Annotated in this window: 15 protein-coding genes, 2 tRNA genes and 1 pseudogene; 7 read left to right on the forward strand and 11 right to left on the reverse strand. The window is 71.4% G+C overall.

Annotated features, from left to right (window positions below; all coding sequences use genetic code 11):
- Window positions 1–178: 178 nt before the first annotated feature.
- On the reverse strand, window positions 179–679 hold the full coding sequence (locus OGH68_RS12850) for a DUF3830 family protein (protein WP_264243591.1): 501 nt from the start codon (window positions 677–679) through the stop codon (window positions 179–181).
- A gap of 69 nt (window positions 680–748) precedes the next feature.
- Between OGH68_RS12850 and ehuB the strand changes: the two genes are divergently transcribed.
- The 6 genes from ehuB (at window position 749) to OGH68_RS12880 (ending at window position 4,827) form a co-directional block, all read left to right on the forward strand.
- Entirely contained in the window at window positions 749–1,603 is an 855-nt protein-coding gene (gene ehuB, locus OGH68_RS12855) for an ectoine/hydroxyectoine ABC transporter substrate-binding protein EhuB (RefSeq protein ID WP_264243593.1), read from the forward strand.
- Entirely contained in the window at window positions 1,600–2,337 is a 738-nt protein-coding gene (gene ehuC, locus OGH68_RS12860; RefSeq protein ID WP_264243594.1) for an ectoine/hydroxyectoine ABC transporter permease subunit EhuC, read from the forward strand. The genes ehuB and ehuC overlap by 4 nt, the downstream gene beginning before the upstream one ends.
- A complete protein-coding gene (gene ehuD, locus OGH68_RS12865) occupies window positions 2,337–2,990 on the forward strand; it encodes an ectoine/hydroxyectoine ABC transporter permease subunit EhuD (protein ID WP_264243595.1) in 654 nt (217 codons plus the stop codon). The genes ehuC and ehuD overlap by 1 nt, the downstream gene beginning before the upstream one ends.
- Complete coding sequence (gene ehuA / locus OGH68_RS12870; RefSeq protein ID WP_264243596.1) at window positions 2,980–3,735, forward strand: ectoine/hydroxyectoine ABC transporter ATP-binding protein EhuA; 756 nt, start codon at window positions 2,980–2,982, stop codon at window positions 3,733–3,735. Before ehuD ends, ehuA begins: the two co-directional genes overlap by 11 nt.
- Before the next feature lie 167 nt (window positions 3,736–3,902).
- A complete protein-coding gene (locus OGH68_RS12875) occupies window positions 3,903–4,661 on the forward strand; it encodes an IclR family transcriptional regulator (protein WP_264243597.1) in 759 nt (252 codons plus the stop codon).
- 92 nt (window positions 4,662–4,753) lie between these two features.
- Window positions 4,754–4,827: transfer RNA gene (locus OGH68_RS12880), tRNA-Lys, on the forward strand.
- Between the two features lie 113 nt (window positions 4,828–4,940).
- Here OGH68_RS12880 and OGH68_RS12885 read toward each other — a convergent pair.
- From OGH68_RS12885 to OGH68_RS12895, 3 genes are all read right to left on the reverse strand, one after another.
- Window positions 4,941–5,528 carry a lytic polysaccharide monooxygenase gene (locus OGH68_RS12885; protein ID WP_264243598.1) on the reverse strand — a complete coding sequence of 196 codons (588 nt, stop codon included), beginning with the start codon at window positions 5,526–5,528 and terminating at the stop codon, window positions 4,941–4,943.
- Window positions 5,529–5,649: 121 nt separating this feature from the next.
- Window positions 5,650–6,858 carry an SPFH domain-containing protein gene (locus tag OGH68_RS12890; protein WP_264243599.1) on the reverse strand — a complete coding sequence of 403 codons (1,209 nt, stop codon included), beginning with the start codon at window positions 6,856–6,858 and terminating at the stop codon, window positions 5,650–5,652.
- A gap of 130 nt (window positions 6,859–6,988) precedes the next feature.
- Window positions 6,989–8,308 carry a peptidoglycan-binding protein gene (locus OGH68_RS12895; protein ID WP_264243601.1) on the reverse strand — a complete coding sequence of 440 codons (1,320 nt, stop codon included), beginning with the start codon at window positions 8,306–8,308 and terminating at the stop codon, window positions 6,989–6,991.
- A 238-nt stretch (window positions 8,309–8,546) separates the two neighbouring features.
- On the opposite strand from OGH68_RS12895, the gene OGH68_RS12900 reads away from it, so the two are divergent.
- A tRNA-Lys gene (locus OGH68_RS12900) sits at window positions 8,547–8,620 on the forward strand.
- A 57-nt stretch (window positions 8,621–8,677) separates the two neighbouring features.
- Here OGH68_RS12900 and OGH68_RS12905 read toward each other — a convergent pair.
- The 7 genes and pseudogenes from OGH68_RS12905 to OGH68_RS12935 form a co-directional block, all read right to left on the reverse strand.
- Window positions 8,678–9,016, reverse strand: coding sequence for a hypothetical protein (locus OGH68_RS12905; protein ID WP_264243604.1), 339 nt, complete (start codon window positions 9,014–9,016; stop codon window positions 8,678–8,680).
- A gap of 95 nt (window positions 9,017–9,111) precedes the next feature.
- A complete protein-coding gene (locus OGH68_RS12910) occupies window positions 9,112–9,804 on the reverse strand; it encodes a class F sortase (RefSeq protein ID WP_264243606.1) in 693 nt (230 codons plus the stop codon).
- Window position 9,805: 1 nt separating this feature from the next.
- Complete coding sequence (locus OGH68_RS12915; RefSeq protein ID WP_264243608.1) at window positions 9,806–10,459, reverse strand: hypothetical protein; 654 nt, start codon at window positions 10,457–10,459, stop codon at window positions 9,806–9,808.
- A gap of 93 nt (window positions 10,460–10,552) precedes the next feature.
- Window positions 10,553–11,332, reverse strand: a complete 780-nt coding sequence (locus OGH68_RS12920) for an HAD-IIA family hydrolase (protein WP_264243610.1) — start codon at window positions 11,330–11,332, stop codon at window positions 10,553–10,555.
- Between the two features lie 214 nt (window positions 11,333–11,546).
- Window positions 11,547–11,717 (reverse strand): annotated as a pseudogene (locus tag OGH68_RS12925) (GntR family transcriptional regulator); the annotation flags it as partial.
- Between the two features lie 30 nt (window positions 11,718–11,747).
- On the reverse strand, window positions 11,748–12,725 hold the full coding sequence (locus OGH68_RS12930) for a hypothetical protein (protein WP_264243612.1): 978 nt from the start codon (window positions 12,723–12,725) through the stop codon (window positions 11,748–11,750).
- Between the two features lie 130 nt (window positions 12,726–12,855).
- Window positions 12,856–14,118: an ROK family transcriptional regulator gene (locus tag OGH68_RS12935; protein ID WP_413470977.1), complete on the reverse strand. Its 1,263-nt coding sequence runs from the start codon at window positions 14,116–14,118 to the stop codon at window positions 12,856–12,858.
- Window positions 14,119–14,137: the final 19 nt, after the last annotated feature.

Consider the following 14,137-nt stretch of genomic DNA (forward strand, 5'->3'; position numbering starts at 1 on the left):
GGGCGGGGCGGGCGGGGCCGCTGCGCGGGGCCGTTCCCCCACCCCGCCCCTTCCCGAAACCGGGGCAAGCCCCGGACCCCGTACGGCCTTCGGCCGTGCTCTCAAACGCCGGGCGGGGCTGCGCGCAGCCCCGCCGGGAACAAGCCCGCCGCAGGCGCCACGCACCCGCACCCGCCCACTACGCCCGGCGGAACGACAGCGTCTCCCCCGCCGCCCCCGTCCGCCACAGGTCCTGGCACGCGTCGGCCATCTCCCCGAGCCCCTCCACGACCTCGCCCCACACGATGCCCGGCACCCACCCGGTGTCCCCGTTGATCAGCAGGTTGTTGCGTTCGTAGAACAGCGCGAGGTCGACGACGGTGGCGCGGCCCCGGTGCGCGGCCCCGGTCTCGTAGCCATAGGAGGCCGTGCCCAACTGCACATCCGTGAAGGTGAAATAGCACAGATCACCCGGAATGGGCGTTACCGTGGGGTTTTCCAGTGGTGGCTCCTGCTCGGCGAAGGTCGGCAGCAGGGCGTAGATCTCATTGCGGGCATACTTCGCATGGTAGACATCTCCGGCGAGCGGCAGCGCGTCCCAGACAGCGGCGCAGGTCAGCGGGGCTTTGTCGAAGAGCAGGCGGGCGGTGCACTCCACGCCGCGCTTGCTCAAGGCAACGGTCAGGTATCGGTCGGCCATCTGCCATGCATACCCCGTAAGAGCCCGGGTAGCCGCGCGCCCATGGCTCGTACAAGACAACCAGGATCGATGAGCAGACGCGCCCTGCTGCTCGGCACGGCGGCCGCAGGCGCGCTGACCGTCGCCGGTGCGGCGGGGTGCAGTCGCGTGCCGTCGGGTGACGCGCTGGCCCGGCTGAAGTCACAGGGCACCGTGCGCCTCGGCATCGCGGGTGAGGTGCCGTACGGCTATGTGGACGAGCAGGGCGAGTTCACGGGCGAGGCCCCTGAGCTGGCCCGGGTCATCTTCAAGCGGCTCGGTGTCGACAGCGTCCAGCCGGTCGCGACCGACTTCGCCTCCCTCATTCCGGGGCTGAACTCACAGCAGTTCGACGTGGTCTCGGCCGGGATGTACATCAACAAGGAACGGTGCCAGCAGGTCATCTTCGCGGACCCCGAGTACCAGATGCTCGACTCGTTCATCGTGCGCAAGGGGAACCCGAAGAATCTGCACAGCTACGAGGACGTCGTCAAGGCGAAGGCGAGGTTCTCCACCGGAACGGGCTACGCGGAGATCGGCTATGCGATTGCCGCCGGCATTCCGGAGGACGACATCGTGATCCTCAGGGACCAGGTGGCCGGGCTGAACGCCGTCGAGTCCGGGCGCGTCGACGTCTTCGCCGGTACCGCGCTGACCACCCGCGAGGTGGTGAAGAAGAGCACGAGGGCCGAGGCGACCGAGCCGTTCGCGGCAATCGTCGACGGTGAGAAGCAGATCGACGGCGGCGGCTTCGCCTTCCGCCCCACCGACACCGAGTTGCGCGACGCGTTCAACGTCGAGATCCACAAGATGAAGAAGAGCGGTGAGCTCTTCCGCATCCTGAAGCCGTTCGGCTTCACGAAGAGCGAGATGACCACCCTTACTGCCGAGGAGCTGTGCCGATGACAGCCGGACTCTGGCAGAACTGGGTACTGCCCGGCATCTGGATCACCATTCAACTGCTGGTCTACAGCAGCGCCCTCGCGGCCGTCGTCGCCTTCGCGGTCGGCATGGCACGTACCCACCACTCGCGGGTCGTCCGTTTCCTGGCCGCCTTCTACACCGAGATCTTCCGCGGCACCTCCGCTCTGGTGCTGATGTTCTGGCTGTTCTTCGTACTGCCGCTGCTTCTGGGCTGGCAGCTGGTTCCCATGTACGCGGCCGTTCTCGCGCTCGGCCTCTCCTACGGCGCGTACGGCGCCGAGATCGTGCGTGGCGCGCTGAACTCGGTGTCCCCCGCGCAGCGCGAGGCGGGCATCGCGCTCAGCTTCTCCCCGGCGCAGCGGATGCGGCTGATCCTGCTGCCGCAGGCCGTGCCGGAGATGATGCCGTCCTTCTGCAACCTGCTGATCGAGCTGCTCAAGGGCACCGCCCTGGTGTCGCTGCTCGGTGTGGGTGACGTCTCCTTCGCCGCGAACCTCGTACGGCTGGCGACGCAGGAGAGCGCCCAGATCTACACGATCAGCCTGCTGATCTACTTCGTCATCGCCTTGGTACTGACGCGGTCGATGAAGGCTCTGGAGCGGAAGACGAAACAGAACATCGGCAGCGAACCGGGGCCCGGCTTCTTCGGCGGAATCCTGAACGGGCGCGCCCAGGACAAGGTCGCCGGCACCACCATGCCGGGAGGTGCGTCCTGATGAAGACCTGGGACTGGTCCGCAGTGGCGGACTTCATGCCGGACTTCTGGGCCGGCCTCCTGGTCACGCTCCAGGTGCTGGTGCTCGGCTCGCTGCTCTCCTTCACCCTGGGCCTGGTGTGGGCGCTCCTCTTCCGGGCGCCGACCCGGTTCGTACGGTGGCCGGTGAACGTCTTCACCGAATTCATCCGCACCACCCCGCTGCTGGTGCAGCTGTTCTTCTTCTTCTTCGTGCTGCCGGAGTGGGGCGTCCAGTTCTCCGCGCTGACCACGGGCACGATCGCCATCGGGCTCCACTACTCGACGTACACGGCGCAGGTCTACCGGGCCGGCATCGAAGCCGTACCGAAGGGCCAGTGGGAGGCGGCGACGGCGCTGAGCCTGCCCACGCACCGCACCTGGATCGCGGTGATCCTGCCGCAGGCCTTCCGCCGGGTGATGCCGGCTCTCGGCAACTACGTCATCGCGATGCTGAAGGACACGCCGATCCTGCTCGCCATCGGCGTGCTGGAGATGCTCAACGAAGCACGCCAGTTCGGCGCGCAGACCTTCCAGTACACCGAGCCGCTGACCGTGGTCGGTGTCGCCTTCATCCTCATCGCCTACCCGGCTTCCCTTCTCGTACGAGCCCTGGAGCGCCGTCTTGTCCGCTGACACCACTTCCGATGCACTGATCCGGTTCGACAACGTCACCAAGAGATTCGGCGACAACACGGTCCTGGACAATCTGTGCTTCTCGGTCCGCCCGGGCAAGCACGTCACCCTGATCGGCCCGTCCGGTTCGGGCAAGACCACGATCCTGCGCCTGCTGATGACGCTGGAGCGCCCCGACGAGGGCACGATCACGGTGAACGGGAACAAGCTGTTCCCGGCCGACGAGAAGGAGCGCCGCGAGGCGCGCAAGCAGATCGGCATGGTCTTCCAGCAGTTCAACCTCTTCCCCAACATGACCGTGCTGCGCAACCTCACCGAGGCTCCGGTCCGGGTGCTCGGCATGTCCAAGGACGAGGCGGAGGCGCGCGCCAAGGATCTTCTGGAGATGGTGGGGCTGGCCGACCGGGTCGATGCGAAGCCCACGCAGCTCTCCGGTGGTCAGCAGCAGCGGGTGGCGATCGCCCGGGCGCTGGCCATGCGGCCGCAGGTGCTGCTGCTGGACGAGGTGACCTCGGCGCTCGACCCCGAGCTGGTCGCCGGGGTGCTGGATCTGCTGCGTGACATCGCCCGCACCACGGACATCACCATGCTCTGTGTGACCCATGAGATGAATTTCGCCCGGGACATCTCGGACGACGTGCTCATGTTCGACGCCGGGAAGGTCATCGAGTCCGGTCCGCCGGAGAAAATCTTCTCCGATCCGGAGCACGAGCGTACTCGCGAGTTCCTCGGCGCGGTGCTCTGACCTCTCGCTCCCTCGGCAAAGAATTCCCCTGGCATATGCCAATGTGAAGCGCCCCAGCATATGGCGCTGGGGCGCCTCATCATTTGCGCCAACAGCCGCCCCTCAAGCGGCCCTTGGCCGCTATCGTGGTACGGAAGCTTGCGGTAACAACCTGCTGGGGGGAAACCGTGGCGCTGAAGCCCGAGCCGACCGCGCCGTTCCATTCGGTGCAATACGTCTTGCGTGTCCTCGAGACGATCTCCAAGCACGGTGGCGGAGTCACCGATGCCCAGATCGCCCGGGAGACCGGTCTGCCGACCGGCCATCTCGCCCCCATGCTGGCCATGCTCCGCCGCGAGGGATATGTGGAGCAGGTCGCCGACGGCGCCTATGTGATCGGTGACTCACTGGTCCTGCTCGGCTCGGGCGCCACCCGCAAGGAGGCGCTGGCGGCCAAGCTCCAGGAGACCCTGACCGAGTTGCGCGACTCCGTCGGCGCCGCCGTCTACATCAGCCGTTACATCGACGGCGAGGTCAAGATCACCCAGTTCGCCGACGGCCCGCGCACGCCCAAGGTCAACGAGTGGGTCGACTTCCGCTCCGCGGCCCACGCGAGCGCGGTCGGCAAGTGCCTGCTGACCCAGCTCGACGTCAACGGGCGCCGCGACCACCTCTCCCGTCACCGGATCGCCCGCCTGACGTCACGCACGATCACCAGTGAGCGACTGCTCTTCTCCAAGCTGGACAGCCAGCCGCCCACGGTCCCCGTCCTGGATCTCCAGGAGTACGCGGTGGGCACGGTCTGCGCCGCCGTGCCGCTGACGGCCGGCTCCGCGGTGGGCTGCCTGGCACTGTCGCTCCCGATCGAGCATGCGCACCGGCTGCGCTCGGCCGCCGACGCCCTGAACCGCCGCGCGGCTCCGGTGGTGCTCTCGCTGGCGATCTAGGGGCCGGCCCCTGCCCGCCCGCACCTGGTCCGGAGCACCCGTCCGGACCCGGTACTATTGATGCGTCGGCCGCCGAGCGGCAGACGAAAGAGGCGCCGCTAGCTCAGTTGGTTAGAGCAGCTGACTCTTAATCAGCGGGTCCGGGGTTCGAGTCCCTGGCGGCGCACACCTCACCTCGTGGGCTCTCCGGTCGACCGGAGAGCCCACGAGGTTTTTGGGCATGGTTCGGACGCGACGGCCCCCGGCGGAGGGGGTCGCCACGTCCATGACAGGCAACTGTCAGAACTGAACGTCGGAGCAGGCGTAGAACGCGTTCGCCGTGTCGTGCACCGTCCACACCGCCAGGATCAGATGGCGGCCCGACCGCTGGGGAAGGTTGCCGGAGTGGGACAGCGTGGCCGGCGGCTGCTGACCGCCGTACGGGACGGTGAGGAAGGGCTGCGACTCCAGTGCCGCCCTGGTCAGCGGTTCGCTGGGGTTCCAGCCGGGCTTGGTGATGAAGTACTTGAAGTCGGTGGTGCGGTGCCTGGCCGTGAACTGCCACCGGAAGGTGTAGTTCTGGCCCGAGCCGACCTTGGTCGCGGGCCATGCCCCACCACGCGGGTTGTCGAGCTGTGCGAACTGGCCGTTGCCGCCGGAGCAGATCTGGCCGTCGGCGGGGCCGGCAGCCGGGAAGCCCTTCGGGCCCTCGACACTCTGCGGCTCCCACTGGATCTGACCGCAGTTGCTCACCGTCTTGTTGGCGCAGAGCTTCTGGCGGCTGATCGGTGAGTCCGTGTAGCCGTGGCTGCTCGCGCTGCCGGTGGCGAGCAGGGTCGCACCTGTCACGGCGAGGCCGACCACGGCCGCGCCTATCTTCTTTCGCATGCTTGGCTCCTGGTAGAACGTGGGGGAGTTCCGAGGCACTTGCTGCACGCGTGCGGTACTGACTGTTCCGGTCTAGACCAAGTTCCAATGTATTGACGCCGGTTGACGTTGTCCAGACCAATCACGGAGCCTCAACGGCACCCGCCCGACCCGTGTAGAAGGCAACGGTCAGGTCCTTCACCAGCGCCTTGCGCTCGTAGTCGTCCAGCTCGACCAGGCCGCGCTCGGTCAGCCTGCCGACCGTGTCGTCGACCGCGTCCACCACCGACGTCAGCACGATCTCCCGGTGCTTGGCGTCGATCGCCGCGACCCGCCGGCGCTGCATGGCGGCCGCCACCTCGGGCGCGTACTCGATCCCCACCGGCTGCGCGGAGAAGACCTCGATGCCGACGGCGGCGCACTCGGCCGCCAGCAGCCGCGTCAGCCGGTCCCCGACCGCCTCCGCGTCGCGCAGGGTCGGCGCGTCCGGAAGGAAGGCGTCGGCAGGCAGCTGCGAGAGGACACGCGCGGTGGCCGCCTCCACCTGCTCACCCAGGTACGCCTCGTGGTCCGCGACGCCGAGCGCCGCGCGCACCGTGTCCTTGACCCGCCACACCACCAGCACCACCGCGCGCAGCGGCGTGCCCTCGGCGTCGACCACGGCCATCGGCCCGCTGCGCCAGTGCCGCACCCGTACGTCGATCCGCCGGCGCAGCACCAGCGGGCTCACCCACACCAGCCCCGTACGCCGGACGCTGCCGCGGTAGTCGCCGCATAGCGTGAGCACCCATGCCCGGCCGGTCAGACCACGGCCGAGCCCGCCGAGCGAGAACAGGGCGAGGATCACCCCGAGGGTGAGCAGGCACCACAGCCAGATCCCGATGCCGTGGTACGGCGGCGGAGTCAGCCCGAACATCCCCGCGAACGCGTCGGGCACCGCCCCGGTCCCCCAGATCACCGCGCCGATCCCGGCGAGCGAGCAGCCGCCCGCGACGAGCGCGGTCCAGCCGGGCAGTACGGGCGCGGGGCGCTCGGTGAGCTCGGGGTCGGGCGACGCCGGGCGGGTCCGGGCGGCCGGCTGCCCGGCGCCGGTGCCGTCGGGGTCCTGGGGAGCGGGTCTGCCGGGGTGCGGCTTCCCGGTGGCGGGCGGTTCGGGCTCCCGCACCTTCGGCTGCTCCCCCGTGCCCTGGCGCCGGGCCACGACGGCGGGCCGCAGGGCGTGCGGGCCGTTGTCGTCCCGGAACAGCAGGTGGACCGGGATCTCGGTCGTCGTCTCGCTGGCGATGACGAAGTTGCGCCGCGGGCTCTCGGACGGCACCGTGCCCTCCGGCTCCGACGTCGTGGTGTTCATGCCTGCCGCCTTAGCTGGTCGCTCTGTTCTGTCGTCGTGCGTGTTCGGGTCCGGTCCCCAGGGCCGGACCGCGGGGGTCCACCGGGCGGCCCCCGCGGCTCTCGGAGCCCGCGGCCTGCCCGGGACCTGCCTAGGAGAAGAGGCGCCTCCAGGTCTCCGGCCCCGGATAGCCGTCGGCCGCCGCACCCCGCCAGCCCTGGGCGCGCTGGAACGCCTGGACGCCCAGCCGGTCCGCCTCGCGCCAGAGCGGGCCCGGCCCCTGCGTGTAGTGCTTGCCGTAACCGCGCTCGACCAGCCGCTCGCCGAGCTGGGTGACGTACGCGTTCGACCGCCCGGGCCGGAAGTGCTCGCGTCCGGGGAAGGCGGGCGCCCGGGTGCTGGGCGCCTGCGGGGCCAGGGGCTGCGCGGCGGGGATGTTCCTGCCCTGCTTGTTCACCAGCAGCCGCCAGGTGTGGGGTCCGGGCAGGCCGTCCGCCTCCTTGCCGCGCCAGCCCTGGGCCCGCTGGAAGGCCTCGGTGGCACGGCGGTCGGCGTCGGTCCACTGCGGGCCGGGGCCCTGCCGGTAGAAGCGTTTACCGCCGCGCGCCACCAGCATCTCGCGGAGGCGGGTCGCGGATGCGTTGTTCGTCCCCGGGCCGAAGTCGGCCGTCCCCGGGAACGGGACGGCCTCGCTCTCACCGCCGCCGGTGCCGGTGCGGCCGCCGGTGCCGGTGCCGTTGCCGGTGACGAGGCCCTTGTAGCGGTAGGCGACGTAGGAGGCGGAGTGGTTCCAGTAGGCCATGGGCGTGGCCTGCCTGCGGGTGTGGGGCTTGGTCTGCTCGTAGGCCGTGTAATAGGTGTGCGTGTAGTCGGTCCAGCCGCCGAAGATGGTGACGTGCGAGCCGCCCGTCGGGTCGGCGGGGTTGTGGAAGAGCAGGATGTCGCCGGCCTGCAGGTCCTCGCGCATGATCCGGTCGCCGAACTGCGCGAGGCTTCCGGTCCACTCGTTCTTCGCCAGATTCCAGGCCATCGACACATAGCCCGAGCAGTCCTGGCGGTAACCGTCGGACCAGTACTTCGTCATGCTGTACGGCACCTTGGCGTTCACCCACCTCTTGGCCCGGTTGATGATCTCCGCCCGGGTGACGGCGCGCAGCGGCGCCTCGGCGGTGGCGGGCATGTCGGCGGATCCGTGCAGGGGTGCGGTGCCGCCCTGCTCGGTGGGCGGCGGCCCCGGCTCCACTGCCGTGCCGCCGGTCCGGGGGGAGGCGGGAGCGGCGCCCACGGCGGCGGCACTCGTCACCGTGGCCCCGAGGGCCACACCGGCGGCGGTGACCACGGCCAGTGCCTTGCGGCAGCCGTGGGCGGCGGGGTGCTCTCCGGCGGCGAGCGCGCGGCGCCGGTGTGCACAGCCGGCGCAGCCGCAGTCGGGGGCGGGCTCGAACTCCTCGAAGACCGGTACGGCAGCCATGCGCGACTCCTCCGCACTCAGCAAGATCTTCTGACGATGTTTCACGGGCGCCAGTGTTCCAGCGGGGTGGACATAACGCATTTTGACGGATCAAAGGGTAAAAACGATGATCCGACCGACTGTGGCGCGTCACCGGCGACGGCGCAGCCACGGACCGGCACGGCCCGGCCACGGACCGGCGCGGCAGCACGGTGCACGAGCACTCCCGGCCGTCCGGTAGAGTTCTCCGGGTCAGCAGGCGCCGCTAGCTCAGTTGGTTAGAGCAGCTGACTCTTAATCAGCGGGTCCGGGGTTCGAGTCCCTGGCGGCGCACGCGCAGCCGAGGCCCCCTCACCACAGGTGAGGGGGCCTCGGTCGTTCGCTCCGCGGTCACGCCTCGGACGCGGCCGTGGCGGGCCGATCGCTCTCGGCCACGCCGGCGGACTGCTCGCGATCTTCCTGATCAGCTCGGCGTTCCGCGTCCCGCCCTTCTCGCGCAGAGAGGGTGCCCGACGGCCCTCCTCCCGCACTGTCCCGCCAGGTCACGATCAGGGCCAGAACCCCGAGTGCGATCAGCCCTGGCGCGCCGGACACGGGATAGAGGATCTGGAGCGGCACACCGATGGCGAGCAGATACCAGCCCAGCTGCGCCGGGAGCCTGCCGGTGTCACGGACGATCCGCCCGCGCTGGAGCACCTGATCGCCGAGCTGGCCCGGCCCGGCGGGCACCAGGCGAAGCCGGAGTAGATCCGCAGCGGGCAAAGCTCACGGACGCCCGGACCCCGCGTCGGGCTGCCGGCTCACCAGCGGCCCGCAGCCGGCGGTCAGGCCGCCGAGACGCCCGTCAGATACGCGTAGACGACGACGTTCGCCGTGTACGTGCCGCTCGCCCGGTCGAAGGTGCCGCCGCAGGTGATGAGCCGCAGTTCGGCGCGGCCCGCCTGGCGGGGGCCGTAGACCTCCTGCGCGTCGAACCGGTCCCGGGCGAAGACCCGGACGTCGTCGACGGTGAACTCGGCGACCGAGCCGTCCGCCCGGCCCACGTCGATGCGCTCGCCCGGCCGTGCGGCGCTCAGCCCGTAGAACACCGCCGGTTCCGCCTCGGTGTCGACGTGCCCGACGAGCAGCGCGGCGCCGGGCTCCCCGGGCTCGGTGCCGTGGCCGTACCAGCCGACGGTCCCCGGCTTCTCCAGCGGGGGCGGGTCCACCGCTCCGGCCGCGTCCAGGCCGCGCGGGACGACGGGCGCGGCGATGCCGAGGGCGGGAACGGACACGCTGCGCGGCTCCGCGGCGGCGTCCAGCGGCCGGTGCGCGGGCGGCAGCGGGATACCGGGCGGCCGGCCCACCGCGGCGATGTCGCCGGTGGTCGGCGCGGAGGAACTGCCGCCGTGGGCGCCGGGCGCCTCGTTCCCCCACAGCCACAGCATCAGGACCAGCACCGCCCAGACCGTTCCGGTCAGCAGCCGGCCATTGCCGGGGCCCGGAGCGGGGGCGGCGGGGGCGTCGGCGCCGGGCATGTCAGTCGGTGCCCGTACGGCGCCGGCGGCGGGAGCTGCGTACGGCCACGGCGATCGCGGCCACACCGGCGAGGACCAGGCCGGTGACGGTCTGCGAGGTGCTCGGCCCGGTCTCGTCGGCGTCGACGGTGGAGACCGGCGCCGCCAGCACGGCGGTACCGCCGCCGCCCGCCTGTACGGGGGCCACGGGTGACGCGTGGGTCTGCGGCGCTGACGGGTGCGGCTCCGGCGGATGCGGCGCGCCCGGCTCGTCGTGCCGGGAGGTCTTCGTGGGTGCCGGATCCGGCTGGTGGGGCCTCGAGTGGTGGCGGGTGACGTCGACGCTGCCCGCTCCGCGGTGCTCGCGCATGTCGCACCGCACCGTGATGCCGTACGAACCCGGTTTCGCGTCGGGGCTGACCTTCGCCTTGCCGACCAGCCAGCCGTCCTCACCCTTCGCCACCAGGGCGGCCTCCTTGGCGAAGGCGTCGGACCAGGCGCCGCCGGATCTGTCCCGGCAGCCCACGACGCGGATCTCGACGACGCCGCCGGGCGCGATCGCGGCCGGGCTCACCGTGGCTTTCACGGAGCTGCCGGCGAACGCGGCGGTGGCGGGCGTCATGACGAGTACGGCGGCCACCCCTGCCGCACGGAAAGCTATGGAACCAGTACGCATCGTGAACCTCCTGATACCGCAAGAGTCACGCGCCTGGCCCGTTTCCGCATCCGCAGAGCCGGCCGCCGATTCCCGGCGCCGCCGCTGACCTGCTCAGATACGGTCGACGAGATCCGCAATCGAGTCGACCACGGTCGACGGCCGGAACGGATACCGGTCGACGTCACGGGGTGTGGTCAGCCCGGTCAGGACGAGGAAGGTCTCCATCCCGGCCTCCAGACCGGCCAGTACGTCGGTGTCCATCCGGTCGCCGATCATGGCGCTGGTCTCCGAGTGCGCCCCGATCGCGTTCAGCCCGGTCCGCATCATCAGCGGGTTCGGCTTGCCCGCGAAGTACGGGGCCTTGCCGGTGGCCTTGGTGATCAGCGCGGCCACCGAGCCGGTCGCGGGCAGCGGTCCCTCCGCGGAGGGACCGGTCTCGTCCGGGTTGGTGCAGATGAACCGGGCGCCGCCGTTGATCAGCCGGATCGCCTTGGTCAGCGCCTCGAAGCTGTACGTACGGGTCTCCCCGAGGACCACGTAGTCCGGGTCGTGGTCGGTGAGGACGTAGCCGATGTCGTGCAGCGCGGTGGTCAGCCCGGCCTCGCCGATGACGTACGCGGTGCCGCCGGGCCGCTGGTCGTCGAGGAACTGCGCGGTGGCGAGCGCCGAGGTCCAGATGTTCTCCACGGGCACGTCCAGCCCCATCCGGGCGAGGCGGGCGTGCAGGTCGCGGGCCGTGTAGATGGAGTTGTTGGTGAGCACCAGGAACGGCCTCCCGGTCTCCCGCAGTTTCTTGATGAACGCGTCGGCGCCGGGAATCGGGACGCCCTCGTGAATGAGGACACCGTCCATGTCGGTGAGCCAGGATTCGATCGGCTTGCGCTCTGCCATCAGACGGACTCCTGCCGTACGGGTCATGCGTGCTGGGGCGCCGCGACTGCGCTGTGGCGACGCCCCCACCCTAATCAGGAAGCCCGGATCCGGACCCCGTCGATCACCCAGTACCAGTTGCCGCCTCGGTGCGCGAAGTTCATCTGGACGTCGCCGTTCGCGACCAGAAGTTCGCCCTTGTCCACCTCGGGGGCGAACTTGGAGGTGGAGGACGATCGAAGCGGGGTGCGAGGTCACGTTCGGGGGGCAGCTGTCCGCCTTCGCCGGGCTCGTCGATCAGCTGCGACAGCCGGGCCTTGACGGCGTAGTACTTGGGGATGCGGCCGCGCTCCGGGATGCCGGAGCGGACGGGTGCGCCGGGCGCCTGGTCGTTCGGGTGGTCCACCCGGGGACGTTCGCAGACCCGGGTGAACGTTCAGCGACGGCCGGCTCCCGGGCGCAGACGGCGGGCGACGAACGCCAGGAGTGCGGCGCTGAGCAGGATCACGACGCCGCCGACGCCGACCCTGGTCAGCGAGCCGGAGCCGGTGGTGGCGATCTGGCCGCCGGTGCTGGGCGGCGTCTTGCCGGCGGGCACGGGGGCGGGTGCGCTGGCAGGCGCGGGCGGCGGTTCTTCGGCGGACCGGGCGGGGGTGGGATCCGCGGACCGTCCGCCGTCGTGCTCGCCGTCCCGGTCCTCCCCTTCTCCGTCGCTCTCGACGACGGCGAAGCGGTAGTCGCCCGATTCGCCGACCCAGTCGCCGTCGTCCCCCTTGCGCTGCACGATCGCGGCGTTGACGGTGACCTCGTCCGCGGCCGCACCGGCGGCGACCGAGAGCCGGGTCCGTACTGTGACCGTGCCGCCGGCCGGTACGGCGAAGCCCTGGAAGCCGTCGTCGAAGACGCCGACGAACTCGTCCTGGGTGGTCCGCTCGAGGGTGACCGGGCGCCAGCGGTCCGCCTGCCGGTCGTGGAACTCCACCGTGAGGCTGTCCGCGGTGAGCGTCCGGTCCTTGGCGGTGAGGACGAGCACCGGGTGGATCCGGTCGCAGTTCTCCCGAGTGTCGTTGGTCAGCTCCACCGACCAGGAGTGGAAGCCGGAGCCGGCCCGGACGGTGGCGGGGCCGCCGTGGATACGGGTCGTGATCGGGAAGTCGGGGTCGCTCGCCCTGCCGCAGGTGGGCGCGCGGTCGGCCGGGAGGTCGCCGGGCCGGTCGGCCGCCGGATCCTCGGCGGGCGCCACGGGCCGCTCGGACACCGCAGGCTGCGCGGGCGCCGCGGCCCGCGCGTGGCGGGCGTCGGAGTGCCGGGCCGGGAAGCCGGTCGCGGCGGCCTCGGCCGCCGAACCGCTGATGACCGCGGGCGCGATCAGTGTCGTGGCGGCTGTGAGGGCGAGGGCATTGCGCGTTCGCATAAGGGGCCTTTGCTTGCTCGCGTACTGCCGGGATCGCCCCGGAGCATGCCCGGGGCGCTTCCCATGTGTGCCCGCGAACCCGGGCCGCGCACGGCCCGGTACGGCCGATCAGCGGCGCAACGTCCTCCTGTCAGCGTATTTCCGCCTCCCCCTGGTCGGCCGCAGGGCCGCCCGCGAGGCCGGCGTAGGACACGCCGTCGCCCACCGAGGGCCTGGCGCCCACTCGGTCCTCGTCGAGGGCCCCGCCGTCCCCCTGGGGCGGCCCGTCGCTTCCGAGCAGGGCGGTGGCCGGGGTCGCCACGGCTTGCGACCGGCCGAACACCGGGGCGAGCACGAGTTGCGCGGCGCCGTCGGCGACGGTGTGCTCGCCGCCCGGCGCGGCGGCCACCGGGACCTCGTTGCGTGCGGCGAGCACCGCGCCCACTCCTCGTACGAACTCGTCCTCCGCGGCGGCGATGACGCGGCCGCCGAGGAGCACCCGGTCGATGTCGAGCAGTTCGACGAGGTTGGTGGCGCCCACGCCGAGGACCCGGGCGGCCTCCGGCAGATCGCCCCGGGCGACGGCCCCCAGGCAGAGCGCCTCGATGCAGCCGCGCTTGCCGCAGGTGCACTCGGGGCCGTCGAGCTGGACGACCTGGTGACCGAACTCCCCGGCGCCGGTGCGCTCGCCCCGGTAGAGCACGCCGCCCAGGACGAGGCCGGCGCCGAGTCCCGTACCGAGGTGGAGGTAGGCGAAGGAGGGCCCGGGGCTGTGGAGGGCCAGGCCGAGGGCGGCGGCGTTGGTGTCCTTGTCGAGGACGGCGGGCAGCCCGAGGCGCGCGGAGAACGCCTCCCGCAGCGGGAAGCCGTCCCACTCGGGGAAGCCGGTGACCCGCTGCGTCACCCCGTTGAAGTGGTCGAGCGGTCCCGGCATGGCGACACCGAGCCCGAGCACGCGCAGCCCGCCGCCGAGGGCCTCCGCGGCCGGGCCGGTCAGCAGGCTCTCGACCTCCGTCGCCGCCGTCGCCACGACCGCCTCCGCGCCGGCGCCCAGGTCGAGGGGGACGGTCCGGGTGTCGACACGGGTGGCGGCGAGGTCGAGGAGGACCACCGTCAGCTCGTCGCGGTCCAGATGGAGGCCGATGGCGTGGCCCGCCGAGGGCACCAGCCGCAGCACCGTACGCGGTTTGCCCCCGGTCGACGCCCGGCGGCCCGCCTCCTCGACGAGCCCTTCCTCCCTGACCCGGGCGACAATCTTGCTGACGGCCTGCGGCGTGAGGCCGGCCGCCTCGGCGAGCTCGAGCCGGCTTATGCCGCCCTCTCCCGCGGTCCGCAGCAGGTCGAGGACGAGCGCCGCATTGTGGCTGCGCAGCGCGGGCAGATTGGCTCCCACTCCCGCCATGCTCCTGTTCACACTCCCATTCTCACCCCCG

It is taken from the genome of Streptomyces peucetius (genome assembly GCF_025854275.1).
Lineage (GTDB): Bacteria > Actinomycetota > Actinomycetes > Streptomycetales > Streptomycetaceae > Streptomyces > Streptomyces peucetius_A.

Excerpts from the sequence above, each read along its gene's own strand:
- OGH68_RS12850 (WP_264243591.1), bottom strand. The coding sequence starts at position 679 with ATGGCCGACCGATACCTGACCGTTGCCTTGAGCAAGCGCGGCGTGGAG.
- ehuB (WP_264243593.1), top strand. The coding sequence starts at position 749 with ATGAGCAGACGCGCCCTGCTGCTCGGCACGGCGGCCGCAGGCGCGCTG.
- ehuC (WP_264243594.1), top strand. The coding sequence starts at position 1,600 with ATGACAGCCGGACTCTGGCAGAACTGGGTACTGCCCGGCATCTGGATC.
- ehuD (WP_264243595.1), top strand. The coding sequence starts at position 2,337 with ATGAAGACCTGGGACTGGTCCGCAGTGGCGGACTTCATGCCGGACTTC.
- OGH68_RS12885 (WP_264243598.1), bottom strand. The coding sequence starts at position 5,528 with ATGCGAAAGAAGATAGGCGCGGCCGTGGTCGGCCTCGCCGTGACAGGT.
- OGH68_RS12890 (WP_264243599.1), bottom strand. The coding sequence starts at position 6,858 with ATGAACACCACGACGTCGGAGCCGGAGGGCACGGTGCCGTCCGAGAGC.
- OGH68_RS12895 (WP_264243601.1), bottom strand. The coding sequence starts at position 8,308 with ATGGCTGCCGTACCGGTCTTCGAGGAGTTCGAGCCCGCCCCCGACTGC.
- OGH68_RS12910 (WP_264243606.1), bottom strand. The coding sequence starts at position 9,804 with ATGCCCGGCGCCGACGCCCCCGCCGCCCCCGCTCCGGGCCCCGGCAAT.
- OGH68_RS12915 (WP_264243608.1), bottom strand. The coding sequence starts at position 10,459 with ATGCGTACTGGTTCCATAGCTTTCCGTGCGGCAGGGGTGGCCGCCGTA.
- OGH68_RS12920 (WP_264243610.1), bottom strand. The coding sequence starts at position 11,332 with ATGGCAGAGCGCAAGCCGATCGAATCCTGGCTCACCGACATGGACGGT.
- OGH68_RS12930 (WP_264243612.1), bottom strand. The coding sequence starts at position 12,725 with ATGCGAACGCGCAATGCCCTCGCCCTCACAGCCGCCACGACACTGATC.